Origin of the sequence: Rheinheimera faecalis (assembly GCF_021290965.1) — a bacterium.
GTDB classification, from domain to species: domain Bacteria; phylum Pseudomonadota; class Gammaproteobacteria; order Enterobacterales; family Alteromonadaceae; genus Pararheinheimera; species Pararheinheimera faecalis.
This window is the reverse complement of record NZ_JAJOYT010000001.1, coordinates 486,471-513,179: the sequence shown is the minus strand read 5'-3', so window position 1 is coordinate 513,179 and position 26,709 is coordinate 486,471. Positions and strand designations below refer to the sequence as shown.

The following is a 26,709-nucleotide window of genomic DNA, read 5'->3' as shown; positions in this document are numbered from 1 at the left end:
GCAACTTACTCACAAAGCCTATACCCAACCCCAGCCTCGGTTTTTAAATGTCGGGGTGCCGATGGATTATCTTCCAGTTTTTGCCGTAGCTGTGCCATATGCACCCGAATATATTCGGGTCTGTCCTGATAATGTTCGCCCCAGACTTGCTGCAAAATTTGATTGTGCGTCAGTGCTGAACCTAAATGGCGCACCAGCAGTAATAAAATATCGTATTCGGTTTTGGTCAGATGCACTTGTTCACCGGCTTTGGTGACACTGCGCTGCACCGGATCCAACTTGATGTCGGCAAAAGCTAAAGGCTTGGCGGTTTTTTGTTGTTGCCGTAATGTGGCTCTGACGCGCGCTAAAAGCTCGGCTGAACTAAAAGGCTTGGTGACATAGTCATTAGCGCCGGAGTCCAACGCCCTTACTTTGTCCTGCTCTTTCCCTCGGGCTGAGATGACAATTACCGGCACTTCTGACCAGCTGCGCAGTTGTTGCAGCCACTCAATACCATCCATATCGGCTAAACCTAAATCCAGCAAAATTAAATCAAAACTATGCTCTTTTAAAAGCGTAAAGCCTTGTTGGCCTTCAGCATGGATCTGGCATTGATAACCCTGGCTTTGCAGCAGGGTGTGTAAAAAGCTTTGTAGCCCCGGGTCGTCTTCAAGCACCAATAAACGAGTGGGTGTGGCAGTGGTTACTGTGTTCATCATAGTGGCCACTCCAAGGCTGCCGTTACTTTTCCTAATTTTGGTTCTGACTGAGTAAGCAGTTCAAACTTGCCCTGATGCAAAGCAGCAACCGCCTGACAAATATTAAGCCCCAAACCATGACCTTTATCACGGGCTGCTGGCGCTGCAGATTTAATGCCGTTACTCAAGCGGACAAAACAGTGCGACTCAGTCTGGCCCATGCTTAATTCAAAAGGCGCTGCACCGTGACGCAAAGCGTTTTCCAGCATATTGGCCAAAGCTATTTCCAGTAGTTCCAGATCGCCCTTTAAAGGCGCTGAAGCGCTGCACTGCAAATAGGCACTGAGTTCTGCCGCTTGATCGCCACGCCGGGCAAGAGCGCCGGCCACTAAATCGTCGGAGCTGAAATCGCTGTGCTGAATTTGATGAGTGGTTAGTTGGGCTTTGCTCAGCTCCAGTACTTTTTCAAAATGCTGATTTAAAATCTGGCTTTGCTGGTAAATATTCTGCGCCTGCTGCTGACGTTGCTCCGTGCTCAGTTGCAACTCTGGATCGGCCAACATACTGGAGGCGCCCATAATGGTGGCTAAAGGGGTGCGTAAATCGTGCGATAAGGACCGTAACAACATGGCTTTTTGTTGCTCCAGCTGAGCTGTAACCCGGTCTTGCTGTGCTTTGTCACTCAATTCAAGTCGGGCATAACTTTGTGCCAATAAAGACTGAGCTGTATGTAATAAAGTCGGGTGGCTGGATAAAAAAGAGTGTGGCACCACAATCCAGGCGGCTGCCGGAGTACCTACAGCGAGCACTGCATGACTGGCGACAGCTTTTGGTTCCGACCCCAAAACCACCTGAACTGCTGTTCCTAAACGACGACTTAACAATTTAGCGGTATACCCACATTGTTTTTGCCAATCTTGCCGCTGCCCTAAACCTTTAGCCAGCATATACATGCCACGGGTTTGTGACATGGCATAACGCAGGCGCTTTAATTGCTGTTTGGAGCGGTCAGACAGAAGGCTTATCAATAAACCCAGCAGCACCATCACAACAAAGCTGATCAGGAAGCTGGCGTCGTGCACATCAAAGGTGTAATAGGGCGGTACAAAACACCAGTTCAGAATAAGTACTGAAACTAAGGTGGTTAAACTTGCCCAGCGCCAGCCATACTGCTGGGCTTGCCATGCCACCCAAAGCAACTGCAGCATGGCGACATCTGTTGGGCTTATCCAGTTACGTAGCGGTAAACACAGCAGGACTATAACTAAAGGCAGCAGAAAGGTGCCAGCCAGTTCAGGCAAATAGGGCAGTTTAAAAGCGTTGGCCATCTCAGTACCGCCAGTAGGAAGGAGTAAACAAAATTAATAAGGTCAAAATTTCCAGCCGCCCCATTAACATACCTAAACTTAGCCACCATTTAGCCGCATCTGGCAAAGTCGAAAAATTACCGGCAGGGCCTATGATAGTGCCAAGACCAGGACCGACGTTCGCCACGGCTGTTGCCGCACCAGTGACTGCTGTAACTAAATCCAGCTCACAAAAAGACAACGCCATAGCAATAAAAGCTATGGTAGCAAAATAGATAAAACAAAAGGCCAGCACGTTGCCTAACAATTGATCATCTACTTTTTTTCCGCCATAACTCTGGCTCCAGACCGCTTTTGGATGCACCAGCAATTTTAACTGTTTGATCAGTAACATAGCAGCTAATTGAATACGGAATATTTTCAAACCACCAGAAGTAGAACCCGAACAAGCACCGGCAAAGGTTAAGTAGAAAAACAGCATAATGGCCATATTGCCCCAGACTGTATAGTCCTCGGAAGCGTAACCGCAGGTGGTGATAATGGACACTACATTAAACAGGCTATGGGTGAGCGCATCAAATATGGCTCTGTCGTTATGCACCACCTGATACACAGTCAGCAGCACACTGCAAAACACTACTATGGCAACAAAGGCCCGTACTTGTGGATCACGCCATAAAGAGGTTTTATCGCCTTTGGCAAAACTAACAAAAAGTACAAAAGGCATAGCAGCCAGCATCATGAAAAAACTGCTGAACCAGAAAATTTGCGGCGAATCTTTATAAATACCAAAAGAGGAGTCGTAATTGGCAAAACCCCCAGTAGCTACTGTGGTCATTGCGTGGGTAATAGCGTCAAAGCCTGTCATGCCAGCCAGATAATAGGCGGTCATAGTGCAGGCGGTCAGTACCAGATAGACAAAGCCGATAGCGGCAGACAGGGTAGAGCTACGTGGCAGAATTTTGTCTGAAGTGTCCGAGTTTTCAGTTTTAAATAATCGCATACCACCAATTTTTAGCGCAGGTAAAATGGCAATAGCCATCACGATAATACCTATACCACCCATCCAGTTCAGCACAGCGCGCCAGAATAAAATGCCTTTTGGCATAGTATCTAATCCAGACAACACGGTTGAACCTGTGGTAGTGACCGCAGAAACGGTTTCAAACACAGCGTCTGTTAAAGTGCAATTGGGCACAATCAGCCATAACGGAATGGCAGAAAAGACACAAAGCGACAACCAGCTTAAGGTGGTGAGTAAAAACAGCTGCCGATGCTTAATATCTTTGGCTTCACGGCCCTTATATACCAGACTATATCCAACGGCAGCAGTAAAAAGCCCGGAGCCGAGAAACACCCAAAAGCTGCTTTCGTTATAAAGAATGGATACCGCCATAGCGACCAGCTTGACCACTGATAACATCAGCAACAAATGCCCTAACACCCTATACATCAGGTAACGACTTGAGCTTTTTACTGCAGAACCCAACACCAAAGTGGCGGCCATAAAATTTTATCCGGCTTTAAACAACCATTGAATTTTAATGCTTTGGGTCAGAGCAGGTTATAAAGATTGTATAAGGATTTAGCACAGAGCCGGAGCTACGAAGCTCTGGCCCTGCGTTTTTTGCTTCAAGGAAGGGATTTCATAAACTCAGTGTCAGAAGCTATAGCTCACGCCCATATTTATTGCTGATCCTAAGCCTTTAACGCTATAGCCACTACCATAACGGAATGCCTGCGAGCGCGCTGGAAAGTAATCTTCATTCAGCAGGTTTTCTATACCAGCAAACAACTGCCAGTTGTTGATCTGATAGTTCGCCGACAGATTTAACAGATCGTAGTTTTTAATAGGGCCCTGATCGCCACTATAAAAACCATTCGCGCCAGGGCTAAAGCGATCGCGGTTAAACACATGTAACCAATACATACTCAGGCTGATGTCACTGGTCGGACGGTAACGTACAGAACTGCTGAACTTAGGCGCACTGATTTGCCTGGCCCCCAGATAGACATCATTTTGAGTGTCTTTGCCTTCGGTATAACCGTAAGACGCACTCAGTTGCCATGCATCCGACAGACGGTATTCAGCCGATGCTTCATAACCCCAGATTTTTTGTGGTGCACGTACCGGACGATAAATGCCTGTCGCATTATCAAGCTGGCTGCCTGTACCTAACTCTGATTCGCTGCGATACACTGCAAAATTCAGCAGTAGGTTCTCAAGTTCGCTGCTAAAACCTGCTTCATAATTTTTAACTACAGAAGCTTCACTTTGAATTAAGTTGATGTCGCTGACCGTAGCTGTGCGTAGCAGCAAGCCTAAATCCGGAACTTCGAAGCCTTCTGAGTAACTCAGATAAGGAGAAAATGCATCGGACCAGCGGTAGCGCAGACCCAGATTATATGTTGTTGCATCGTAATCAATGTCGCCACCTGTGACAGCCGTTGGTGTAGAACAAGTTTGGGCGTCACGGCACAATTTCAGAGTGTTGTAGTCGGCCACTGTTACACTGACAGATTCGCGTCGTGCACCTGCTTTTAAGGTCCAGTCATCACCCAGTTCCCATTTGCTCTGTGCAAAAAAGGCATGCGAGCCCATATCCATTTCCGGCACCCAAAGCCGGCCATCCAATAGAGGTTGTGAAGTGACATCCTTCAGCAGGTCAACGCCATAAATAAAGGTGGCATCGACCTGACCCAATGCAACCTGACTGGTCAGTACTGAACGTAAGCCGTCTTTTTCCGATAAAATAGCAGATTGTCCACCATCCAGACCTAGGTCTGGGTTTGCCAGTGTCGACGACCAAAAAAACACATTATCAATTTTTTGTTGGTAGGCATCGATAACCAAAGCCGTGTTGCTGAAAATCTCATCGTCCTGATATTTCAGCATCAGGTTGTAGTTACCCGCAGGTCCTTGCGGTTCCCCTTGAGCGATTTCACCTTGAGTTAGCGGCACAGCATAGGTTTTTTCGCCCAGGTCAATATTTCCCGGCACATCACGATAATTCGCATCCTGCTCTGAGTCATAATAGTTATAGCTAAACTGCAAGGCGCGCTGATCATCCAGTTGATAGGCCAGTTTTAAAAAGGCGTCACGTTGCTTACTATCGGATAGACCATACTGCAGACCAAGGATGTCGCCTTCTGCATCGCGTTGCACTCCATATTTGTCCTGAGATAACTTAGCCACATAACCTAGGTTTCCAGTACTACCATCCACAGAGAGCACTGTACGATAACCGACACTGTCACTGGTTTTAACCAAACTGCTGCGTACTGATTGTGACAGCATAACGTTGGCTGCTCCGTCTCCCGGTTTTTTGGTGATGTAGTTGATCACTCCACCTGCAGCGCCATTACCCCAAATCGAAGTCGCACCGTTAACTACTTCAATACGTTCAATGCTGGCCGGATCTAAAGTTCTGATCCCTAAGCCGCCATTACGCAAAGGTGTGTCCTGAGGTACGCCATCAATCATGACTAACACATTGCGACCACGCAGGGTCTGACCGAAGTTACTGGTGCTACCGGTACTTGGAGCCATACCTGGTACGGCCACGGCAAGAAGGTTTTGCAGTTCTGAGCTGACCTGTAAATTTTCTTTGATCGTTTGTTGATCAATCAGGGTAATGCTGGCTGGCACTTCATCCAGACTCTCTGCTATGCGGCTTCCTGTGACAGTGATCCGCTCAATGCTTTGTGTATCCTTATCATTTGCCTGTGCCGCGAGAGGACTTAACGCCAGTAATACCGCCAAATAGGTCTTTGTTTGTGTGCCGAACATGATTTTCCCAAAGAAAGTAAAGTTAAAATTTGGGCAATTATAGGCAGCGCCAAAGCAATTGACAATCGTTATCATTTGCGTGCATTGGATAAGTAAGGGTAGCAGCGGTGTATATAGACGGTCTTTTGGTCTCGTAAACACCTTTGAATTGCAATAGAAAATTAACAGCAGCCGTGGCTCTTATATACTCGCTGCATTATTCGGCTGATACAATCTAAAGCTGGCCCTTTAGATAACTCACTACACTACGGGCCAGCGGGCTATGTTCATAACCACCTTCCAGCATTGAGACTAAACGCCCGCCGCAATAGCGATCGGCAATTTGCTTTAACTGCTGCCCCAACCATAAATAATCCAGCTCTGTCAGTTTCATCTGGCCCATATCATCTTCAATATGCGCATCAAAACCAGCGGATACCAATACCAACTCTGGCTGAAATTCGTGCATCAGTGGCAACCACTCTTCAGTAAAACGCTGTTGGTATAAAGCGCCTGTAGTGCCTGCAGCTAAAGGCATTTTGACTATGGATGGGGTATGACCAACAGGGTCAGTGTAGGGATAAAACGGATGCTGAAACGACGAGAAAAATTTGACTCTGGGTTCATGCTGGAAAATATCTTCAGTGCCATTGCCATGATGCACATCAAAATCCACAATCAGCACACGCTGCAATCCATACTGCTGCATGGCATAAGCTGCTGCTACGGCTATGTTATTAAAAATACAAAACCCTTTGGCGGCTTTGTATTCAGCGTGATGACCTGGCGGGCGTATTAAACAAAAGGCCTGAGTATCCTGTTGCTGCATCACCAAATCCACCGCATTGATGCCGGAACCTGCCGAATACAAAGCAGCATTGAGTGATTTTGCATTGGCCTGTGTATCGTCATCCAACCAGATATGGCCAGTATCGGGCACTGCATCAAATACATGGTCGACATAAGCCGGGTCGTGAGCAAGATACAACTGCTCCATACTGGCAGGAGTTGCGTCCCGTTGTTGCACCACAAACTCCAGGCCTGAACTTAATAACTGGTCCTGCACTGCATGAATGCGTGATGCGGCTTCCGGATGATCGTGGCCTATGTCGTACGACAAACAGCGGCCATGGCTGAAGATCACTAAACTCATTTACTGCTTCTCTGGTTCCGCTACCTTTAGTGGTAACTCTAAATAGACTTCATCCGGATCACCACTGGCGATACGTTTAAATCCCGCTTTTTCAAACACCTTTTGCATCGGCTTATTGTCGGCGCGGACATAAGCCATCATACGGTTGAGTTCACGTATGCGGGCAATTCTGATCATTTCTTCCAGCAGCCGTTTGGCCATACCTTTACCGTGTTGTTTTTCCCGCGTCACAAAAGCCACTTCAGCGCTATTGTCGGTTTCATTCAGGTAATAACGGCCTACGGCCTGAATTTCCAGTACTGAGCCTTGTTGTTTGACAATACAAAGCGCCAGATCGCGCGACTGATCGACACTGACCAAAGTACAGGATTTTTCTCTGCTCATCTGTTTGGGATGGTGGTTATAACGCAGCAGCAGGGTTTCTTTGGTATGAGAGTAAAAGAACTCCTGCAGCCTGCGCTCATCAGCCGGGTTTAATGCCCGTAAATCAAACTGTTCACCCGCTATGGTTAAGGTTTTAACACCGACCTTGCCCAGTTCCACCACATCTTTGGGATAATCTTTTTGATAATGCGGTACCCAATAATGGTTTCGAACCTCATCCAGCAGTTGTTTACGAAACTTCGGATGGGCGACGCGAATAAGTTCCAGTGCGCGTTCACGGATACTTTTACCCCGCAAGGAGGCGACACCAAACTCTGTGACCACATAATGCACATGGCCACGAGAAGTCACTACGCCGCCGCCTTCGGTGATACTCGCCACAATACGTGAGACTGTGCCATTTTTCGCAGTGGATGGCAGGGCAATAATGGGTTTGCCGCCTTTACTCATCGAGGCACCACGGCTGAAATCCACCTGGCCACCAATGCCGCTATAGAATCTGTGTCCAATCGAATCCGACACCACCTGACCCGTTAAGTCGACTTCTATTGCGCTATTAATGGCGATCATGGCGTCGTTACGGGCAATATTGGTGGGAGAGTTCACGTATTCGCTGGGATAGAACTCGACATGAGGGTTACCATCAACAAAGTCATATAAGGCTTTGCTGCCCATACAAAAACTGGTGACGGTTTTGCCAGGGTGAAAGGTTTTTTTTCTGTTGTTAATCACGCCTTTGGTGATCAGTTCCATCACACCGTCTGAAATCACTTCAGAGTGCACACCTAAATCTTTGTGATTGCCTAAATAACGTAAAACGGCCTCCGGAATTTTACCTATACCCAGCTGTAAGGTTGAACCATCTTCAATCAGCATCGACACGTACTGACCAATACGCTCAGTCACTTCATCAAGTTGTGGCGGTGGTAACTCCGGTAAGTCTTCGGCTTGTTCGATAAAAGCATGAATTTGGCTTTGATGGATAAAGGTATAACCATTGGTGCGCGGCATCTTAGGATTAATTTGCGCTATAACTTTTTTTGCAGAACGCACAGCAGCAGAAACGGCATCTACAGAGACCCCCAAAGAGCAATAACCAAAAGCATCAGGCGGGCTCACCATTACTAAAGCGGCATCTAAAGGCAAAATTTCATTTTTAAAAAGCGCCGGTACTTCAGATAAAAAACAAGGGGTGTAGTCGGCACGGCCTTCAGCGACAGCACTGCGGACTTTGTCACCGGCAATAAATAACGCATTGATTTTAAATAAGTCGCTGTAACGTTGTTCTGCCCAGCAGTTGTCAGCCAGCACCATCAGTTGCACCAGCTCTATATCATGCAGGTTTTTACTGCGGGCCATTAAATCGGCCAGTAAAGCCTGAGGCGCAGCAGCATGTGAGCCAATAAAAATACGATGACCGGATTGCAGCAGTGCACTCCAGTCCAGCGATTTTGCCGGCGACTTATCTGATGTTTTGGCCATACAGCATCCTTTTTCTTTACCATGTCAGAATACAACGGTTTTGTCAGTGCGACCTAAGTCGATATAAACAAAAGGTAGGGGCGGTGGTTTATCCCCGCCCGTCGTGGCTAGTATTTGATGAAAGAGAAATGCTGTCTCTGATCTGGCGCAACTCCTGCTCCAGTATCCGCCAAAATTCTTCATCCAGACACTGTGCCACATTAAGGCGCGTGTACTGATCAGCATCGGGCAGGGTGCTGAACTGCGAACCTGGCGCTAACACAATCTGACGCTGCTGTAAGCGTTCGGATAACAGACTGCTGCTGACGCCTTCTGGCAGCTTCACCCAACATAAAAAACCAGCTGAAGGTTCTGCCCATAACTGACAATCCAGTTGCTTTAATTTCGAAAACACCAGGCTGCGGGCCTGCTGTAAACGACGCTTTAATTGCTCAAGGTGACGTCGATAACCTCCGCCTGTTAATAGCGCGTACACCAGACGCTCCATGGTATTTGAGGTAGATATACCGCTGATGAGTTTTAGATCGGTCAATGCCGCAATAGTAGCGGGTGCTGCAGCAATAAAACCTACCCGTAAATCTGCAGACAAAGTTTTCGACATACTGCCTAAGTAAATGGTTTCAAAGCCATTATTCGATTGGAACCCCGCCATCGAAGCGTAACGCGATACCGGCTGAGTTTCAAAGTCGGCGTAGATATCATCTTCAATCAACAAGCACTGATGCTGTTGCAGTAGCTGTAAGACGGCAAAAGCCCGGGCTGGATGGATACTCAAAGACACAGGATTCGACAGCACTGAATTGGTTAAATAGGCTTTGGGTTGATACTGCTGCACCAGTTGTTGCATCACAGCTAAATCCGGACCTTCTTTTGTACGGGGCACCACCAGCAATTGCACCTGATGCAAACGCAGCAAAGCAAAGAAGTTATAAAAGCCGGGATCATCCACCATCACCCAATCGCCTGGTTTCAGATGCAAACGAAACACTAAATCAAGGGCATGAGAGGCGCTGTAGGTTAGCAGAATGTGGGCTGGTTCTGTGGCAATAGATAACTGCGACAAACGCTGGGTGAAATACTGGCGCAACGGGAAGTAGCCCTGAGCCGGGCCATAGTCAGTTAAAGACTGGGGCTGACGCGCTAAATCACGCATCGCCTGGCGTATTTCCTGATCCGGCATCCAATCCGGTGATAACCAACCCGCTGATGCTTTGATCCAATGAGGTTCTCTCAGCAAAGTCTGGCGCATCAGGGCGACATCCTGCTGTCTGCTGCTTTGGCTGGCGCTGGATTCCAGCTGCTGTTGCTGCTCTGTTAAACGACTGACATACACACCGCTGCCAGGCTGAGAGCGGACAAAACCAGCGGCAGAGAGTTTTTCATACAGCTCAGACACCGTAAATTTACTGATCTCTAAATGCGCCGCTAAAAGCCGGATTGAAGGTAGTCGGGCACCTGCAACCCAGCGACCGGATTGGATGGCTTGTTGTGCCTGCAGATAAAGCTGACTGCTAAAACTCTCTTTGCTGGCTTTATCCAGCTGCCACTGCGCTAGTGCAATTGTCATGGGATTTTCACCTGTACAGTTCAGTAGTCTTTGTCGATAACTGTCCTGATTGTCATGGTCTATAGCTTTGTATACTAACTGAAGTTGGCTGACTGTCCAGCCGCTTATGGGAGTATTTGTTATGTCCGTAGTCTCTGTTTCACCACAAGATCAAAGCAGCTTGCCTTTTTGGCAAAAGCCGCTGGTGCAAGGCTTATGGTTTGGCAGCTTAGGCATGTTGATGTTCTCCGCAGGTTTACCAGCAACCCGGATGGCAGTGCTTGATATGCCGCCGGTTTTTGTCGGCGCGGGCAGGGCTTTGATAGCGGCATTACTGGCTTTGATACTGCTGCTGGTAACCAGGCAAAAACTACCTACAGCAAAACAATGGCAGGGCTTGGCTTTAGTAGCTTTGGGCTCAGTCTTTGCTTACCCGGTGTTATCTGCCTTGGCATTGCAACAAGTTGGAGCCAGTCACGGCATTCTGGTGACCAGTGTGATGCCACTTTTTACTGCCTTTTTTGGCGCATATTTAACTAAACAATGGCCACGACTTGGCTTTTGGTTGTTTGCACTGCTGGGGGCCGCTTGTGTTGCGCTTTATGCGTTACAGCACAGCACTGGCCCTTTTCAGCTCGCTGACGGTTATCTGGTGTTAGCGAGTTTTTTATGCGGTTTTAGTTATGCCAAAGGGGCTATTTTATCCAAAGAACTCGGCAGCTGGCAGGTGATCTGCTGGGCGCTGGTGATGTCGATTCCGGTATTGCTGCCCTGGGTTTGGGCTTATCAGCCTGATTATGCTGCTGTATCACTTCAGTCGTGGCTGGCGCTGGGTTATCTGTCTGTGTTTACCATGTTTATCGGCTTTTTCTGCTGGTACAAGGGGTTAGCTATTGGTGGCATTGCTAAAGTCAGTCAATTGCAGCTGTTATCGCCTTTTAGCGGGCTGGCCTTGTGTGCGCTCTTGCTGGCTGAACCACTGCAATGGATCCACTGGATATTGGCATTGACTGTGGTCGGTTGTATCGCATTGGGACGCCGCTTTGGCTAAAGCGTAAAAAGCTCTGGCAAAAGTGTCATAAAACACAGAGATACTTTGAGTTTAGCGTTAAAAAAGCGTATAGTGGCGCGCTATTTTTGGGGCTGTGCTGGCAAGCTAAACTTGTCGACGCGGCTTATATATGACTCTTTGTTGGATCAAAAACACTGTGATTTCTACCGCAAATATTACGATGCAATTTGGCGCTAAGCCGCTTTTTGAAAATATCTCCGTTAAATTCGGCGACGGCAACCGCTATGGTTTGATTGGCGCCAACGGTTGCGGTAAATCAACCTTTATGAAGATCCTCAGCAAAGAGTTAGACCCTAGTGGTGGTAACATTTTTGTTGAACCTAACCACCGTGTGGCTAAGTTGCACCAGGACCAGTTTGCGTTTGAGCAATACACTGTAATCGACACAGTGATTATGGGCCACGCTGAACTTTGGGCTGTGAAAGAAGAACGTGACCGTATTTACGCTGATCCAAATATGAGTGAAGAAGACGGTATGCGTGTGGCCGACTTAGAAGTTGCTTTTGGCGAAATGGATGGTTACAGCGCTGAATCCCGTGCCGGCGAATTATTGATTGGTGTAGGTATTCCGGTTGAACAGCATTTTGGCTTAATGTCCTCTATAGCTCCGGGCTGGAAACTGCGGGTGTTATTGGCTCAGGTGTTATTTGCCGATCCTGAAATCATGTTACTGGACGAACCAACCAACAACCTGGATATCAACACCATCCGTTGGTTAGAAGAAGTCCTGGCTGAACGTAACAGCACCATGGTTATTATTTCGCACGACCGTCACTTCTTAAACAGCGTTTGTACTCATATGGCCGACTTAGACTACGGCGAATTACGTGTGTACCCAGGCAACTACGATGAATACATGACAGCTGCTACTCAAGCGCGTGAACGTTTATTGTCTGATAACGCCAAGAAAAAAGCCCAAATCGCTGAGCTTCAAACCTTCGTCAGTCGTTTTTCTGCCAACGCTTCTAAAGCGCGCCAGGCCACATCACGTGCTAAACAGATTGATAAAATTCAGCTGTCTGAAGTAAAAGCGTCCAGCCGGGTAAACCCATTTATCCGTTTTGATCAGCAAAAGCAGCTGTACCGTTTAGCGTTAGAAGTGACAGAGTTAAACAAGAGCTTTGATGATCTGCACGTACTGAAAAACCTTGATCTGACGATTGAAGTCGGTGAGAAGGTGGCGATCCTCGGTACTAACGGTATTGGTAAAACGACTTTTTTAAAATGTCTGGTTGGCGATTTAACCGCTGAAAAAGGCATAGTGAAGTGGTCTGAAAACGTCAATATTGGTTATTACGCTCAGGACCATGAATACGAGTTTGAAGGCGCTCAAAAAGATATGACGCTGTTTAGCTGGATGAGCCAGTGGAAACAACCGTCAGATGATGAACAAGCGATTCGTGGCATTTTAGGCCGTTTATTGTTTTCTCAGGATGATATTGCCAAGCCAACACGGGTGTTATCAGGTGGTGAAAAAGGCCGGATGTTATTTGGTAAGCTGATGCTGCAACGGCCAAATATTCTGGTGATGGATGAACCTACCAACCACCTGGATATGGAATCTATTGAATCCCTGAACATGGCGCTTGAGATGTACAAAGGTACACTGATTTTTGTCAGTCACGACCGTGAATTTGTATCGTCATTGGCGACCCGTATCGTTGAAATGACGGACAGCGGCGTACGCAACTTCGCTGGTACTTACGAAGATTACTTAGTACAGCAAGCTGAATTAGCCGCTCGTTCTTAATTCGTAACCACCTGAATAAAAAAGCCGGCTTCTGCCGGCTTTTTTATATCTGATTGAAATAGCTGGTTAATCCAGCTGACTGCGAAAGGACGTGCGCCGCTGCAGCACGTTAAACAGTGGGGTGGCCATCATGGTGGTGACTATGGTCATCAGCACCAGAACAGAGAACAGGTCTTCTTTGATCACGCCGTTTTGCAGCGCAATATTGAGCAAAATCAGTTCCATCATGCCACGTGCATTCATCAAAATACCTACAGCAAGCGCCATAGGGTGGTTTTCACCACAAAGCCGTGCAGCCAGATAACAGGCCACTGCTTTGGCAAAAATAGAGGCCGCGATCACAGCCAGCGCAATTTGCCACAAGGTGCCCTGAGCCAATACCGACAGATCAGTTTTTAAGCCAGACACGGTAAAAAACAATGGCACCAGACCAATCAGTACCAAAGGCTGCAGACGTTTAATCAGGTGTTCGGCCAACAAACCACGTGGCATAGCCACACCTAATAAGAAGCCACCAAACACTGCATGCAGGCCTACCCATTCTGTGGTACTGACGCTGACTACCCACAAGACTAAAATTACCAGAAAGAGGCGGGGAGTGATGCGTTGTTCGCGCTGATACCAGCTCTCCAGCTGCGCCGCATGTTTACGTACCAGCGTCAGCATTAAAGCTGCAAAAATTACTGCACCTATCACAGCTTTATAAAACAAAGTGTCGTCGCCGCCAAAACTTGCCAGCAATAAGGCCATCAGACACCAGGCTGCGACATCATCTATAGCTCCTGCTGCCAGTACTAAAGTGCCTAATTTGCTGTTGGCTAAGCCTTGCTCCTGGATCACCCTGGCCAGCATAGGAAAGGCAGTGATGGAAATGGAAGCGCCCAGAAATAATGCGGCTTGTGTCCAACTGAGGTTATCCGCAAAAAGGCCACCGTAACACAATAACCAACTGGCTAATAGACAGGCCATAACAAAAGGCACCACTATGCCTGAAGCGGAAATAGCGATGGCACTGCGGGCGCGGGTTTTAAACATACTGGTGTCAAATTCAAGGCCCACTAAAAACATATAAAGGCCAATACCCACTTGTGCGCCTAAGGATAAGAAGGGTCGGTACTCTGCAGAAAACAGCTGCTGCTGAAAGTCAGGTGCTAAAGCGCCAAATAAGGTAGGGCCTAATAAAATGCCGGCGATCATTTCGCCTACCACTCTGGGTTGGCCTACCTGAATAGCCAGCCAGCCCACGATCCGGGCTATAACCAGGATCACCAACAACTGAATAAAAAAGGCACTGACGCCTACTGGCATAGCTTCCACAACACACTCCGCAAACAAGCAAATAAGGAAGGATTCAAAGTGCGCATTCTAACTGGCGTATTGTGACAAAACCAAGACTATCGAAAGCACGCCCTTGTTTTATGCCATCTTCGATCCCATTGATCTATATCAGCTTATACCTACGGATATTTGAGCGCCTGGCGTGAATTGTGATAGGGTATTTGCATTCTTTGCCGCAACACGGAGTTTCTTATGAAGATTAATATTGGTATTGAAGATGATGATCGTAAAGCCATTGCTGATGGTTTAGCTGTGTTATTGGCTGATACATATACACTGTATCTGAAGACACATAACTATCATTGGAACGTCACTGGCCCTATGTTTCAGACGCTGCATGTTTTATTTGAAACTCAGTACACTGAGCTGTCGCTGGCGGTAGATTTAATCGCTGAGCGTATTCGTGCTTTAGGTGAATTTGCGCCAGGTTCTTATAAAGAGTTTGCCAAGCTCACCAGCATTAAAGAAGCCGATGGCATTCCGGCTGCTCAGGATATGATTAAAGATCTGGTGAAAGGCCAGGAAGCTTTAGCAAAATCTGCGCGCGCCATAGTACCTGTCGCGGATAAAGCCTCAGACGAACCTACGTTGGATTTACTCACTCAGCGTATGCAGGTGCATGAAAAGAATGCCTGGATGCTCAGAAGCTTATTGGGTTAATTCTCTATAGGATTTCCCAAGGGGCAAATCAAACAAAAGCCTGTCCGGTTGACTCCCGACAGGCTTTTTTATTAAGGCCCGTTTGCCTTTTATAATCCAAAGTTGGCTATCAGTTATAAACTGCCAATTAGGAAGTTATATTCGATTTTACCTTATATATTTATCCGCTTATTATCACTGCGTTCCCTGAATAACCCAATAGAGAGGCGAGAAGCTGCTGTTGGGTTGGGCAGAACCAATACGTACTTGTTGTGGTGATAAATCCGCCCTTTGCCCCTGTTTCATTACTGTTACAGGGGCTTTTTTAGCAACAGGCGTTTTGAACCTGGTTGGTTTCCTGAATTACAGAGGTTGTTATGAAACGTATAGTGCTATTTTTAATCACGAACTTAGCTGTGATGTTAGTGCTGAGTATCGTTTTAAGTATTGTGTTTAAAGTTTTTGGTATAGATAACCGCAGCATGGGTGGCTTACTGATATTCGCTGCTGTGTTTGGTTTTGGTGGCTCTTTTATCTCTTTAGCTATGTCCAAGTGGATGGCAAAACGTTCAACCGGCGCTGTGGTGATCACAGAACCATCAAATGCGACTGAGCACTGGCTGGTCAGCACTGTGCAGCGCCAGGCGAAGCAAGCTGGTATTGGTATGCCGGAAGTTGCTATTTACGACTCACCTGAAATCAACGCTTTTGCCACAGGCATGAGCCGCAATAATGCGCTGGTGGCCGTCAGTACAGGTTTATTGCATGCAATGACGCAGCAGGAAGCCGAAGCTGTGTTAGCTCATGAAGTATCACACGTTGCTAACGGCGATATGGTGACCTTGACGCTTATTCAGGGGGTAGTGAATACCTTTGTTATTTTCTTTGCCCGGATTGTGGCTGGTTTTATTGATAACTTCTTTCGCTCCAGTGATGAAGAAGAAAGTCAGGGCGGTGGATTGAGTTATATGATCACTGTGTTTGTGCTGGAAATGATCTTTGGTGTGCTGGCGAGTATTATCGTGATGTGGTTCTCTCGTCAACGTGAATACAAGGCAGACGCTGGTGCAGCCCGTTTAGTGGGTGCGAATAATATGGTGGCTGCGTTACAACGTTTAAAAGGCAATCATGAAAGCCAGTTACAAGGTTCAATGACAGCTTTTGGTTTGGCGACTAAACCTGCTGCTTCAGAGCTTTTTATGAGCCATCCGCCACTGGATAAACGTATTCACGCGCTGCAAAGCCGGTCTTTTGAAGGCTAACTAAATAGCTCCTTATTTAAGTTAAATACAGCGGCTCTGCGGTTTTACTGCAGGGCCGTTTTGCTTTTTAGTGAGCCTTATCTCCGGTGTGCTCAGGCAAAACTTAAAAGTTGCTTTACTACCATGGGCAAATCACTAAGATAAGTCCGATGTCCAGTCGCTCGCAGCGTGATAGCGGCTGGATCCACTAATGAAATAACCGGAGTTTAATACTGATTTATGGAAATTTTTATTCTCGTGGGTTTGATTGTGCTGAATGGTTTGTTTGCCATGTCAGAAATCGCCATAGTCACAGCACGGAAATCCCGCTTAACTGCAATGGCCCATGGCGGCAGCAGTACAGCTAAAGCGGCATTAAAGCTGGCAGAGGATCCGACTCAGTTTTTATCTACGGTTCAGATTGGTATCACTTCCATAGGTATTTTAAACGGTATTTTTGGTGAATCTATCCTGGCAGAGCCTTTATCTCTTTGGTTGCAGGGCTTTGGTATTTCAGCCGAGATCACCAGCGTGGTGTCTACAGTGCTGGTGGTTATTATCGTCACTTATGTCTCTATCGTGATAGGTGAGCTGGTGCCTAAACGTATCGGCCAAATCAGTGCGGAAACCATAGCTTGCCTGGTGTCTAAGCCGATGACGGTATTGGCGGTTGTGACTAAACCTTTTGTCTGGATGTTATCTGGTTCTACCCACAGCCTGATGCGGTTGTTGGGCTTTAACCAGCAGATGGAAGACAATGTCACGCACGAAGATATTCAGGCCATGCTGCAGGAAGGCTCATCTGCTGGTGTGATTGAACATAACGAACATGCGATGGTAAAAAACGTGTTCCGGTTGGATGAGCGTTCTATTTCCTCTTTAATGGTGCCGCGTTCGGACATTGTGTTTTTGGATGTTAGCGAATCATTGGAAGACAATTTACGCCTGGTGATGCAGGCGCCACATTCACGTTTTCCTGTCTGTCGTAACAATGTCGACGATATAGTAGGGGTAGTGTCTGCCAAACAGCTGTTGGCGCAATCCATATCAGGTAAAGAAATTCATATAGCGTCCCTGGTCAAGCCTTGTAACTATGTACCAGACAGCTTGTCCGGTATGGCGCTGTTGGAGCATTTCAGAACCAGTGGCTCGCAAATGGTGTTTGTGGTGGACGAATATGGCGATCTGAAAGGTATGGTGACCTTACAGGATATGATGGACGCTTTAACCGGCGAGTTTGCACAGGACGATGAAGGGGATCAGATGGTGATCCGTCGTCAGGATGGCACTTTATTACTCGACGGTTTAATTCCGATTATTGATTTAAAAGATGCGTTGGATATACGAAAACTGCAAGACGAGGAAGAAGGGCGCTATCAGACCTTAAACGGCTTGTTGATGTATGAGCTGGGAAAAATACCGCAGACAGCTGATATTGTTGAAATTGCCGGCTGGCGTCTGGAAATTGTCGATATGGATGGCAAAAGAGTCGATAAAGTACTGGCGCAAAAAATTCCGTACGAGGAATCAGAAGACGAATTGCAGGATTAACAGCAGCTTGTGTGGTTCATAGCCTGTCGTGTGTAATAAAAAAGCCCCTCTGATCAGGGGCTTTGTTGTATGAGGCATTTATACCCTGAACGCTTTGGCATTGTGAAGTAGTTCAATGGCCAGCTTTTCCTGCTCTTTCGCAGTGATATTAAGCTCCGTCATGGCTTGTTCGGTATGACCCGCTAAACCTTGCACAGCGGTCAGCTCGTCACGCATTTGCTGATTCTGCTGATATTGCTGCTCACTCGCCTGAGCTATGCCGGACGTTGCTGTATTCACTTGCGCAATAAGCTGCTTAATTTCACCTAACGCATGCAGTGCCTGCTCTGAACCAGTGACACAAAGTTCAGCACTTTGCCGCTCTTTGGCTAAATCCAGCGCCGTTTCATCCACTGTGCTCATCAGGCGGTTTAACATCTGCTGAATTTCCATAGTGGCCTGACGGGTGCTGCCTGATAAACGTCGGACTTCATCTGCGACTACGGCAAAACCACGACCATGTTCACCGGCCCGGGCAGCTTCAATAGCGGCATTTAACGCCAAAAGGTTGGTTTGTTCTGAAATCCCTTTGATGGTATCCAGCACTGTGACTATATCTGTTGCAGCAGAACGTAGCTCTTCCATGCTATGGCTGGATGAGCTGACTTGTTCAGCCAGATGACGCATGGAACTGGCCACCAGATCCACCGCCTTGAAACCTGAATCGGCTTGTTGGTTGGCATGATTGGCCTGATTGGCACTGCTACGTAATTGTTCGGCTGACTGCTGTAACTGCACATCCAGGCTTTGTGATTGCTGCAGTAAATGACTGATGGCAGCGCCTTGTTGTATCGCTGAGTTTTTGCATTCCTGGCTGATTTGCAGGTTCTGAGTCGCTGCTGAGGCACTTTGTTCAGAGGTGCTGGTTAATTTTGCCACCAGAGTACAAAAGGAGCCAAACAGCTTATTCAACGCTGAGCCAATGTCTGACAACTCGTCTTTGCTATTTAAATCAAAACGCACAGTTAAATCGTGGGATTGTGCCGAATGTTCAATGCTTTGATGCAAAGTCAGCATAGGTTTGGCAAAACGTTGGGCTAACAAATACACCAGCAGTACGACCACTACACCTAAAATCAATACAGCCAACAGCGTGCTTAAAATCAGGTTAGTACGAATGGTACTGACAGCCTCCATACTTTCTGATAATTCCTGCTGCACAATAAGAGCATACTGTTGTTGGCCTATTTGCAGAGGGCGCCAGCTGATCAGCGACTCTATGCCACGGTAATCTTCGGCTTCAGCCACACCTGATTTACCCGCTAAGGCGTCTTTAATCTGCGGTAGTTGCAGCTTGGTGTGACCACCTAAACCATAAGGGCCGGATTTAAACTGCGGATACTCTGCAGCAAAGCTGGCTTTATCTGTTAAATAGGGCCGTAATTCAGTGACCAGTGTTTGCTCTTGATCCACCAGATATAAATCACCGGTCTGACCTAAACCTAAGTCTTGCCACTTTTGATTTCCGGTCATCAAATCTGTAAAACGACTGACCGGATACTGAGCTATTAAGAAGCCGACCGGAGTTTCGCTGCTATTTGGATGAAACACCGGCACGCCAAAAAACAGTACCTGTTGCTGGAAAGAGCCGTTAAAAGCGCTGATCGCGGAAATCTGTAAGCCAGCTTTAGGTTTATGTTTTAAAGTTTTGGCTAACTTTGCCAGTTCAGTGTCGGCGAAAGCGCCGTTTTGTAAATTGCTGGCAAAAACAGGGCCTTTATTAACGTTATACAAAACATCCAGGCTATTGGCATCCACCAGCATTAAGTCCTGAAAGCCATAACGATCGACTATTTCTTTAAAGCTGCTGTGGTATTTTTTATGCTGCTGACCATAAACAGAGCCATCGCTTCGATCCTCCAGCAACTGCTGTTTACCTAAAGGCTGAGGATTTTCGGCCACATAAAACTTTTGCAGCAGCAAGGTTTCAAATTTGGATTTCTCAAGCCATTGGCTGGTATTGACCGATAGGCCCTTAGTTTGAGTCTGGAAATAAGGTTGGTATTTGGTTTTGTACCAGTCGCCCATCTGCTGTTTCAGACCGTCAAGGTTAGGGGCTGATACTTCATAACGGTACGAGACAAAGGGGTTTTTAAAACTGTAAATGGCCTCTTGGGTCAGGCGGTTATGGGCCAGTACGTTAAGCAGTTGCTGCTGGCTGTCGAGTTGGGTTTGCAGCATGGTATGGCGACTTGCGGCAAGAGCCTGAAATTGTTGTTCTGCACTTTGATGCACAGCGTCGGAGCTGTCTTTTAAGGCGAGCAGGCCACTGGTACTGGCAGATAAAATAACAGCCATCACGGTCAGTACACCAGCTCCCAAGGTCAATTTTCTGGCGATATTCATACAACTCCTATCTCCACTAAGTTTCAGGCCAAAGCAGAGTAGAGCTGACTGATTGCAGAATTATGACAAACTGGTAGCAAGAGGTCTGCATGGCTGATTAATACCCACTAGATAAACTTTAAGGAATAAGCTTATATCTTTCTGGAATGAAAAAGCTTTGCTAAGATAAGCCATCATTTGTTCAATCCACCAGTAGCGGTGATTTATGCAGCAGCCTGTTGTCCATGCGTTTTTTGAATCTCAAAGCTTTACCTACAGTTATCTGGTGTGGGATCCGCTGAGCAAAGAGGCTGCGGTGATCGATCCGGTATTGGATTTTGATGCAGCTTCTGGTTCCACCCATACAAGTTCTGCAGAGCAGATCATGGCTAAGGTGAAAGAGCATAACCTGACAGTGCAGTGGTTATTGGAAACTCATGTGCATGCCGATCATTTATCTGCCGCACCTTTTCTGAAGCGACAACTGGGTGGGCATATTGCGATAGGTTCACGTATTACCGAAGTACAACAGCTGTTTAGTCAGGTGTTTAACCTGAAAGATTTAAAAACTGACGGTTCAGCTTTTGACAAACTATTCGCCGATGGCGAGGACTTTATGTTGGGGACCATCCGCTGCTCAGTACTACATACCCCAGGTCATACGCCGGCTTGTGTCAGTTATTGCATAGGCGATGCAGTCTTTGTGGGCGACACCTTGTTTATGCCTGATTATGGCTCAGCCCGTTGTGATTTCCCGGGCGGCGATGCAGCAACCTTATATAGCTCAGTGCAAAAACTGTATCAATTGCCGGATCAAAGCCGGATGTTTTTATGCCACGATTACAAAGCTCCTGGCAGGGATGAGTTTGTTTGTGAGACTACTATAGCGGCGCAAAAGAAACAGAACATCCATCTAAAACAAGGTACCAGTGAGAAAGACTTTGTTACCATGCGCACGACCAGAGATAAAACTCTGAGCATGCCAAAGCTGATATTGCCATCAGTACAGGTCAATGTGCGGGCAGGGCAGTTTCCTGCTGCAGAAGACAATGGCACTGTGTATTTAAAACTTCCGGTGAATTTGTTTCGATAAGGACATAGTGTATGCCACTGGTGATAGTGACTGATATTTTTGGCGCTCAGCCTGAAGTGCTTTTGCAATTTGACCAGTCAGGTTTGGATTATCTTTGCGTGCAACCTTATGATCATCAGCCTCTATCTTTTAGCGACGATCATGAAGCCTATCAGTATTTTCTGGCGCATGGCGGACTTGAGGCCTACAGCAAGAAACTAGGTGAGCTGCTTAAAGCTCAGACAGAGCCGGTATTTTTACTAGGGTTTAGTGCGGGTGCCGCAGCCTGCTGGGCGAATCTGGTTTTAGAGCATTTAACTATTGAGCATTGTGTTGGTTTTTATGGTGGTCAAATTCGCCAGATGACTCATCTTCAGCCGCTTTATCCAACAGAATTGATATTTGCCGAAGAGACGCATTTTTCTGTGCTTGAGCTGATGGATGCTTTAGCAGGTAAAACGAACCTCAAACAAAGCCTTGTACCTTATCCTCATGGTTTTATGAATCTGTTATCTAAGGGGTATCAGGCTGAAGTAGCCGCGGTTTATTGGGATAAAATAAAGGCCGGATACTTATCCAGCCTTTAGTCGTCAGAATCAACTTAAGTGATTAACGCACGTTGGTGCTTTCGAAAATTTTATCCGCAGAAGCCGCCACAAAACCACCGTACAGCTGGCCGTTCGCCATAGGGTAACGACGGGCAAATTCATAGAAGCAACTTGGAATATTGCGTGTACCATCGGTGAATTTCACCGGCGCTTCGTCCGCTAAAGTCGAAGACTGTTCCAGCAATACTTCTGGCGTGCCTTTGATTTCGCCACCTGAGGTATTTAATGGAAAACCTGCATCTTTTAAAGCCTGATTAACCGACTCTAAGGTTTCATAGTTCTTCAGTGCATTAACGCTGACCGTAAAGTGGTTCGCACGGTAACCCCAGACAGACATCCAGGCTGCATATTCACTTTCAGCCAATAAAGTTTCGTAACTTTGCTGATCAATAGTCCAGTGACGGCCTGAGTACAGGAAATTATCTGCAGTCACTGCAGCTTCAGGGATTTGATCAACCAGTTTACGCACTATGCTTTGCAGCTCCGGGGAGCATTTTTCTAACAGCAGCTCGGAGATAAAGACTTTGGGCAGCGTTGGATCTTTATGCTCATAATGCTTGGCATAGAGCTTTTTCGCTTCAAAGTGGTATTCGCCACCTTCGGTATAACCTAAAGCCAGCAGGTGAGCCGCCAGTTTTTCAAGGCTTACTTTTTCAATATTAAAAGTACGCAAAGCTATGTGATCGTTAATCACGTCGTTCTGTTGCGACGAGCCCAAAATGGCATGAATTTTTTTTGCGGAAGGGGTGACTTCCAGGTAGTTAGCCCAAAGTTGGTTAAACAGTTCTTTTACATCAGTATGCATAACGAGTCCTGCTCTGTTGATTATGGTGTTAACGCCGGTAAGTGTAGCCACTATACCGGCTTATAATATTGATCTGGTTCAGCTTTACAGCACTAATCCCGGGCTTAATGTTGCTGGCAACACCACCTGGTCAGCTTCGACTGAAGAGACAGGGTAAGCGCAATAATCTGCTGCGTAATAAGCACTGGCTCTGTGGTTGCCACTGGCGCCAATACCACCAAAAGGTGCGGCGCTGGAAGCTCCGGTAATAGGTTTGTTCCAGTTGACGATACCTGCGCGGATTTGCTGGAAAAACAGCTGATAATCTTCAGCAGAATCGGCCAGTAAACCTGCAGATAAACCGTATTTGCTGTTATTTGCTTCAGCGATAGCCTGCTCAAAATCATCGTAACGATAAACTTTTAACAGTGGGCCAAAATGTTCTTCGTCCGGAATTCCGTTTACACCTGTCACATCCAGAATACCTGGCGTTACATAAGCACCATGAGCTTCAGGTAAAGTGAGTTCGACTAAAATTTTTGCGCCCATGTCCACCAGTTGTTGCTGAGCTTTGGCCATGCCTTCGGCCGCTTTGGCAGAAATCATTGCGCCGTAAAAAGGTTGTTCTGTGGCAAAAGGATCGGCGACACGAATTTTTTTAGTGGCAGCGACCAGTTCTGACAAAATAGCATCCCCATTGGCTGTATTTGGCACAAATAAGCGACGGGCACAGGTACAACGCTGGCCAGAGCTGATAAAAGCCGACTGAATAATGTCATGCACTGCGGCTTTTACATTGGCCACGTCTTTGATGATCAGCGGGTTATTACCACCCATTTCCAGCGCCAGAATTTTACCTGGCTGACCAGCAAACTGCTGATGCAGGTAATGTCCGGTTCCAGAGCTGCCAGTGAAAAATAAGCCATCTAACTGAGGATGCGCAGCTAAGGCTTTACCTGTCGCGACTTCGCCTTGTAATAAAGTCAGCACAGCTGCTGGTAAACCTGCCTGTTGCCATAACTGCACTGTGTATTCAGCTACTTTAGGTGTTAGCTCAGAAGGCTTAAATACCACCACGTTACCCGCAATCAGAGCAGGAACTATATGACCGTTTGGCAAATGGCCCGGGAAGTTATAAGGACCAAAGACTGCAACTACACCATGAGGTTTATGGCGGATAAAGGCCTTAGCACCTGGCATAGGGTTTTCTACAGTGCCGGTGCGTTCTTCATGGGCGCGTTTGGATATAGCAATTTTGCCTATCATGGCAGCCACTTCAGTGCGGCTTTCCCATAAAGCTTTGCCAGTTTCTTCGGCAATAGTATGAGCCATGGTTTCAGTGTTTTCTTGCAGTAAAGCCGCAAATTTTTCAATGACAACCAGGCGATCTGCAAGAGATAACGCCGACCAGCGATAAAAGGCCTGACGTGCGGCCAGTAAGGCCTGATGCACCTGAGCTTCATCAGCACTGTTGCCTTGCCAAATCGTTTTACCTGTTGCAGGGTTTACAGATTGAAAAGCTAAACCAAAACCGGTTTGCCATTGGCCTTCGATAAACTGCACCGCAGCTTTTGTAGGTGCTTTTGTATTCACTTCGTTCATTTCACTGCCTTTTCTAAAGAGAGGTAACGCACAAAATCGCCATTGCTGACCATCAGAGCTTCAGCTAATTCAGGACTGATCACCAGTTCGTGATTGTCATTCAGTGCCGCATTTTTGCTAAATACAGCCCGGAAATTGGCAGTCTGGGTATTACAAATGGACAGTGTGGCGTTGCCTTCAACAGGCGCCACCAGCACTTTAATCTTATGGCTGTTGCGCACTGATTTAATTTGTTTTAACTGGCACTCAACTGTTGGACCACCGTCGAACAAGTCGACATAACCACGGTGGAAGAAACCTTCGTTTTCTAACAGCGCCAAAGCAGGTTTGGTGTTTTCATGCACTTCACCTATAACTTGCTGCGCAGACTCCGGCAACAAGCTGACGTAAATAGGATGACGCGGCATTAAATCGGCGATAAAGCCTTTGTTGCCGACTCCAATCATATAATCGGCGGTAGGGAAGTCGATGCTAAAGAAATACGACTGCAGCCATTTCCAAAACGGAGGTAAACCCGAATCATCAGCCACACCACGCATTTCTGCGATCACCATTTTGGAGAAACGCTTTGGATGCTCGGCCATAAATAAAAACCGCACTTTGGATAAAAAGCGGCCGTTTAAACCCTGACGATAAGGCTCGCGTAAAAACAGCGTGCAAATCTCAGACACACCAGTGTAGTCATTACACATGGTCAGCACTTCAACTTGTTTAAACACATCCAACTCTTTGGAGTGGTGCACCACGGTGCTTTTATGGAAATGGTACAAAGGGTTTTCCAGACCAACTGAGGCTTCAATACCTGAAGTACCAACGATCTCACCTGTGCTGGTATCTTCCAATACGAACAGATAGCCCTGATCGCCCATAGCCTCAACGGCAGTTGCGAAACTTTGCTCAGAACGGGCAATTTTCGCCTGCAATTTTTGCTCATTGACCGGCAAAGAGGTAAAACCAGCACCTGATTCAATAGCAATTTGCATCAGGACAGGGTAATCCGATTGTCGGATAGGACGGATCAACAACATAAATTTAGTATTCCTGCTTAATTCTTGTTTTTATAATCGTTTTTGAAAAAGTCAGGGAGCTTAATCAGCTCCCTGAACAAGGCTTAAGCCTGAACCATCTTAGCAACGGCTTTTTCAAAACGTTTTAAACCTTCGGTAATATCTGCTTCCGGAATAATCAGCGACGGAGTCATACGAATGACGCTGTAGCCTGCGACTAACATCATTAAGCCTTCATCAGCTGCTGCCAACATAAAATCACGGGCTTTGCCCTGATACTTGTCATTCAGTGCCGCACCTATTAACAGGCCTTGGCCTCGAATTTCACTGAACACATCGTATTTAGCGTTAATAGCCTTTAAACCTTCACGGAATAACTGCTCACGCTGTTTCACGCCATTTAAAACTTCAGGCGTATTTACTGTGTCAAAAGCTGCAATACCTACGGCACAAGCCAGCGGGTTACCACCATAAGTAGAACCATGGGTGCCCACTACTAAATGCTTGGCAATAGCAGTGGTTGTCAGCATAGCACCTATAGGGAAACCGCCACCTAAAGCTTTAGCTGTAGTCAGAATGTCAGGCACTACGCCTAATCCCATATAGGCATACAACTCGCCGGTACGGCCGACACCAGATTGCACTTCATCAAATATCATCAGCGCATTGTGCTTTTTACATAAAGCAGCCACACCCTGGATAAATTCAGCAGTTGGCGTGATGATACCGCCTTCGCCTTGCAGTGGTTCTAACATCACAGCACAGGTATTGTCGGAAATCAGAGCTTCTAAACTTGCCAGATTGTTGTATTCGGCATGCACTATATCGGCAGGTTTAGGGCCAAAACCGTCTGAATAGGCAGGTTGACCACCTACTGTCACAGTAAAGAAAGTACGGCCGTGGAAACCTTGTTTAAAAGCAATAATTTGGGTTTTGTGTTCACCCACTTCATTTTTAGCCCAGCGACGAGCCAGCTTTAAGGCTGCTTCGTTAGCTTCAGCGCCCGAGTTGGCAAAATAGACTTTTTCAGCAAAGGTAGCGTTGACCAGCTTTTGCGCCAGAATAAGAGCTGGCTCGTTAGTCATCACGTTAGATAAATGCCACAACTTGTCAGCCTGGTCTTTTAACGCGCTGACTAAAGCTGGGTGGCAATGACCTAAACAGTTCACGGCTATGCCGCCTGCGAAGTCAATAAACTCGCGACCTGTTTGATCCCAGACTCTTGAACCCAGACCTTTTACCGGGATCACTGCAGATGGTGCGTAGTTAGGAACCATCACTTCGTCGAATAAAGATCTACTGACTTGCATTGTTGTTTTGCCTCTGTGCTTTTTGTTTAATCTGCGTTATCTGTTAACCC

20 protein-coding genes are annotated in these 26,709 nt (G+C 46.8%); 7 read left to right on the top strand and 13 right to left on the bottom strand.

Annotation, left to right across the window (positions count from 1 at the left end):
* Window positions 1-5: 5 nt before the first annotated feature.
* The 7 genes from LSG34_RS02420 to LSG34_RS02385 form a co-directional block, all read right to left on the bottom strand.
* Window positions 6-701, bottom strand: coding sequence for a response regulator transcription factor (locus LSG34_RS02420; RefSeq protein ID WP_233007213.1), 696 nt, complete (start codon window positions 699-701; stop codon window positions 6-8).
* Window positions 698-2,008, bottom strand: coding sequence for a sensor histidine kinase (locus LSG34_RS02415; protein ID WP_233007212.1), 1,311 nt, complete (start codon window positions 2,006-2,008; stop codon window positions 698-700). The genes LSG34_RS02420 and LSG34_RS02415 overlap by 4 nt, the downstream gene beginning before the upstream one ends.
* 1 nt (window position 2,009) lies before the next feature.
* Complete coding sequence (locus LSG34_RS02410; RefSeq protein WP_233007211.1) at window positions 2,010-3,494, bottom strand: TrkH family potassium uptake protein; 1,485 nt, start codon at window positions 3,492-3,494, stop codon at window positions 2,010-2,012.
* A 153-nt stretch (window positions 3,495-3,647) separates the two neighbouring features.
* Entirely contained in the window at window positions 3,648-5,777 is a 2,130-nt protein-coding gene (locus LSG34_RS02405) for a TonB-dependent receptor (protein ID WP_269822745.1), read from the bottom strand.
* A gap of 214 nt (window positions 5,778-5,991) precedes the next feature.
* Window positions 5,992-6,909 (bottom strand): histone deacetylase family protein, encoded by a 918-nt coding sequence (locus tag LSG34_RS02395; protein ID WP_233007210.1) that lies wholly within the window; start codon window positions 6,907-6,909, stop codon window positions 5,992-5,994.
* Window positions 6,910-8,775, bottom strand: coding sequence for a GNAT family N-acetyltransferase (locus tag LSG34_RS02390; RefSeq protein WP_233007209.1), 1,866 nt, complete (start codon window positions 8,773-8,775; stop codon window positions 6,910-6,912).
* Between the two features lie 88 nt (window positions 8,776-8,863).
* A complete protein-coding gene (locus LSG34_RS02385) occupies window positions 8,864-10,342 on the bottom strand; it encodes an aminotransferase-like domain-containing protein (RefSeq protein WP_233007208.1) in 1,479 nt (492 codons plus the stop codon).
* A gap of 121 nt (window positions 10,343-10,463) precedes the next feature.
* Between LSG34_RS02385 and LSG34_RS02380 the strand changes: the two genes are divergently transcribed.
* Window positions 10,464-11,372, top strand: coding sequence for a DMT family transporter (locus LSG34_RS02380; RefSeq protein ID WP_233007207.1), 909 nt, complete (start codon window positions 10,464-10,466; stop codon window positions 11,370-11,372).
* 157 nt (window positions 11,373-11,529) lie between these two features.
* Entirely contained in the window at window positions 11,530-13,143 is a 1,614-nt protein-coding gene (locus LSG34_RS02375; protein WP_233007206.1) for an ABC-F family ATPase, read from the top strand.
* A gap of 66 nt (window positions 13,144-13,209) precedes the next feature.
* Here LSG34_RS02375 and LSG34_RS02370 read toward each other — a convergent pair whose 3' ends face one another.
* A complete protein-coding gene (locus LSG34_RS02370) occupies window positions 13,210-14,451 on the bottom strand; it encodes a cation:proton antiporter (protein ID WP_233007440.1) in 1,242 nt (413 codons plus the stop codon).
* Between the two features lie 222 nt (window positions 14,452-14,673).
* On the opposite strand from LSG34_RS02370, the gene LSG34_RS02365 reads away from it, so the two are divergent.
* The 3 genes from LSG34_RS02365 (at window position 14,674) to LSG34_RS02355 (ending at window position 17,912) form a co-directional block, all read left to right on the top strand.
* Entirely contained in the window at window positions 14,674-15,141 is a 468-nt protein-coding gene (locus LSG34_RS02365) for a Dps family protein (RefSeq protein ID WP_053425867.1), read from the top strand.
* A gap of 356 nt (window positions 15,142-15,497) precedes the next feature.
* Window positions 15,498-16,382, top strand: a complete 885-nt coding sequence (gene htpX, locus LSG34_RS02360) for a protease HtpX (RefSeq protein WP_233007205.1) — start codon at window positions 15,498-15,500, stop codon at window positions 16,380-16,382.
* A 219-nt stretch (window positions 16,383-16,601) separates the two neighbouring features.
* Window positions 16,602-17,912, top strand: coding sequence for a hemolysin family protein (locus LSG34_RS02355; RefSeq protein ID WP_233007204.1), 1,311 nt, complete (start codon window positions 16,602-16,604; stop codon window positions 17,910-17,912).
* 78 nt (window positions 17,913-17,990) lie between these two features.
* Here LSG34_RS02355 and LSG34_RS02350 read toward each other — a convergent pair whose 3' ends face one another.
* Window positions 17,991-20,297 (bottom strand): methyl-accepting chemotaxis protein, encoded by a 2,307-nt coding sequence (locus LSG34_RS02350; protein ID WP_233007203.1) that lies wholly within the window; start codon window positions 20,295-20,297, stop codon window positions 17,991-17,993.
* 205 nt (window positions 20,298-20,502) lie between these two features.
* Here LSG34_RS02350 and LSG34_RS02345 point away from each other — a divergent pair, with 205 nt between their 5' ends.
* Together LSG34_RS02345 and LSG34_RS02340 are read left to right on the top strand one after the other, a co-directional pair.
* Window positions 20,503-21,369 (top strand): MBL fold metallo-hydrolase, encoded by an 867-nt coding sequence (locus tag LSG34_RS02345; RefSeq protein WP_233007202.1) that lies wholly within the window; start codon window positions 20,503-20,505, stop codon window positions 21,367-21,369.
* An 11-nt stretch (window positions 21,370-21,380) separates the two neighbouring features.
* Window positions 21,381-21,935 (top strand): dienelactone hydrolase family protein, encoded by a 555-nt coding sequence (locus tag LSG34_RS02340; RefSeq protein WP_233007201.1) that lies wholly within the window; start codon window positions 21,381-21,383, stop codon window positions 21,933-21,935.
* Window positions 21,936-21,957: 22 nt separating this feature from the next.
* On the opposite strand, the gene LSG34_RS02335 is transcribed toward LSG34_RS02340, so the two are convergent.
* From LSG34_RS02335 to LSG34_RS02320, 4 genes are all read right to left on the bottom strand, one after another.
* Window positions 21,958-22,761, bottom strand: coding sequence for a DUF1338 domain-containing protein (locus tag LSG34_RS02335; RefSeq protein WP_233007200.1), 804 nt, complete (start codon window positions 22,759-22,761; stop codon window positions 21,958-21,960).
* 84 nt (window positions 22,762-22,845) lie between these two features.
* A complete protein-coding gene (astD, locus tag LSG34_RS02330; RefSeq protein WP_233007199.1) occupies window positions 22,846-24,342 on the bottom strand; it encodes a succinylglutamate-semialdehyde dehydrogenase in 1,497 nt (498 codons plus the stop codon).
* Entirely contained in the window at window positions 24,339-25,370 is a 1,032-nt protein-coding gene (astA, locus tag LSG34_RS02325; protein ID WP_233007198.1) for an arginine N-succinyltransferase, read from the bottom strand. Before astA ends, astD begins: the two co-directional genes overlap by 4 nt.
* Before the next feature lie 83 nt (window positions 25,371-25,453).
* The gene (locus tag LSG34_RS02320) at window positions 25,454-26,659 is read right to left on the bottom strand and encodes an aspartate aminotransferase family protein (protein WP_233007197.1); all 1,206 of its coding nucleotides are present in this window, start codon (window positions 26,657-26,659) and stop codon (window positions 25,454-25,456) included.
* Window positions 26,660-26,709: the final 50 nt, after the last annotated feature.

What these genes read in the sequence shown, in the direction of transcription:
- LSG34_RS02420 (WP_233007213.1), bottom strand. Translation starts at nt 701, where the DNA reads ATGATGAACACAGTAACCACTGCCACACCCACTCGTTTATTGGTGCTT.
- LSG34_RS02415 (WP_233007212.1), bottom strand. Translation starts at nt 2,008, where the DNA reads ATGGCCAACGCTTTTAAACTGCCCTATTTGCCTGAACTGGCTGGCACC.
- LSG34_RS02410 (WP_233007211.1), bottom strand. Translation starts at nt 3,494, where the DNA reads ATGGCCGCCACTTTGGTGTTGGGTTCTGCAGTAAAAAGCTCAAGTCGT.
- LSG34_RS02405 (WP_269822745.1), bottom strand. Translation starts at nt 5,777, where the DNA reads ATGTTCGGCACACAAACAAAGACCTATTTGGCGGTATTACTGGCGTTA.
- LSG34_RS02395 (WP_233007210.1), bottom strand. Translation starts at nt 6,909, where the DNA reads ATGAGTTTAGTGATCTTCAGCCATGGCCGCTGTTTGTCGTACGACATA.
- LSG34_RS02390 (WP_233007209.1), bottom strand. Translation starts at nt 8,775, where the DNA reads ATGGCCAAAACATCAGATAAGTCGCCGGCAAAATCGCTGGACTGGAGT.
- LSG34_RS02385 (WP_233007208.1), bottom strand. Translation starts at nt 10,342, where the DNA reads ATGACAATTGCACTAGCGCAGTGGCAGCTGGATAAAGCCAGCAAAGAG.
- LSG34_RS02380 (WP_233007207.1), top strand. Translation starts at nt 10,464, where the DNA reads ATGTCCGTAGTCTCTGTTTCACCACAAGATCAAAGCAGCTTGCCTTTT.
- LSG34_RS02370 (WP_233007440.1), bottom strand. Translation starts at nt 14,451, where the DNA reads ATGCCAGTAGGCGTCAGTGCCTTTTTTATTCAGTTGTTGGTGATCCTG.
- LSG34_RS02365 (WP_053425867.1), top strand. Translation starts at nt 14,674, where the DNA reads ATGAAGATTAATATTGGTATTGAAGATGATGATCGTAAAGCCATTGCT.
- htpX (WP_233007205.1), top strand. Translation starts at nt 15,498, where the DNA reads ATGAAACGTATAGTGCTATTTTTAATCACGAACTTAGCTGTGATGTTA.
- LSG34_RS02355 (WP_233007204.1), top strand. Translation starts at nt 16,602, where the DNA reads ATGGAAATTTTTATTCTCGTGGGTTTGATTGTGCTGAATGGTTTGTTT.
- LSG34_RS02350 (WP_233007203.1), bottom strand. Translation starts at nt 20,297, where the DNA reads ATGAATATCGCCAGAAAATTGACCTTGGGAGCTGGTGTACTGACCGTG.
- LSG34_RS02345 (WP_233007202.1), top strand. Translation starts at nt 20,503, where the DNA reads ATGCAGCAGCCTGTTGTCCATGCGTTTTTTGAATCTCAAAGCTTTACC.
- LSG34_RS02340 (WP_233007201.1), top strand. Translation starts at nt 21,381, where the DNA reads ATGCCACTGGTGATAGTGACTGATATTTTTGGCGCTCAGCCTGAAGTG.
- LSG34_RS02335 (WP_233007200.1), bottom strand. Translation starts at nt 22,761, where the DNA reads ATGCATACTGATGTAAAAGAACTGTTTAACCAACTTTGGGCTAACTAC.
- astD (WP_233007199.1), bottom strand. Translation starts at nt 24,342, where the DNA reads ATGAACGAAGTGAATACAAAAGCACCTACAAAAGCTGCGGTGCAGTTT.
- astA (WP_233007198.1), bottom strand. Translation starts at nt 25,370, where the DNA reads ATGTTGTTGATCCGTCCTATCCGACAATCGGATTACCCTGTCCTGATG.
- LSG34_RS02320 (WP_233007197.1), bottom strand. Translation starts at nt 26,659, where the DNA reads ATGCAAGTCAGTAGATCTTTATTCGACGAAGTGATGGTTCCTAACTAC.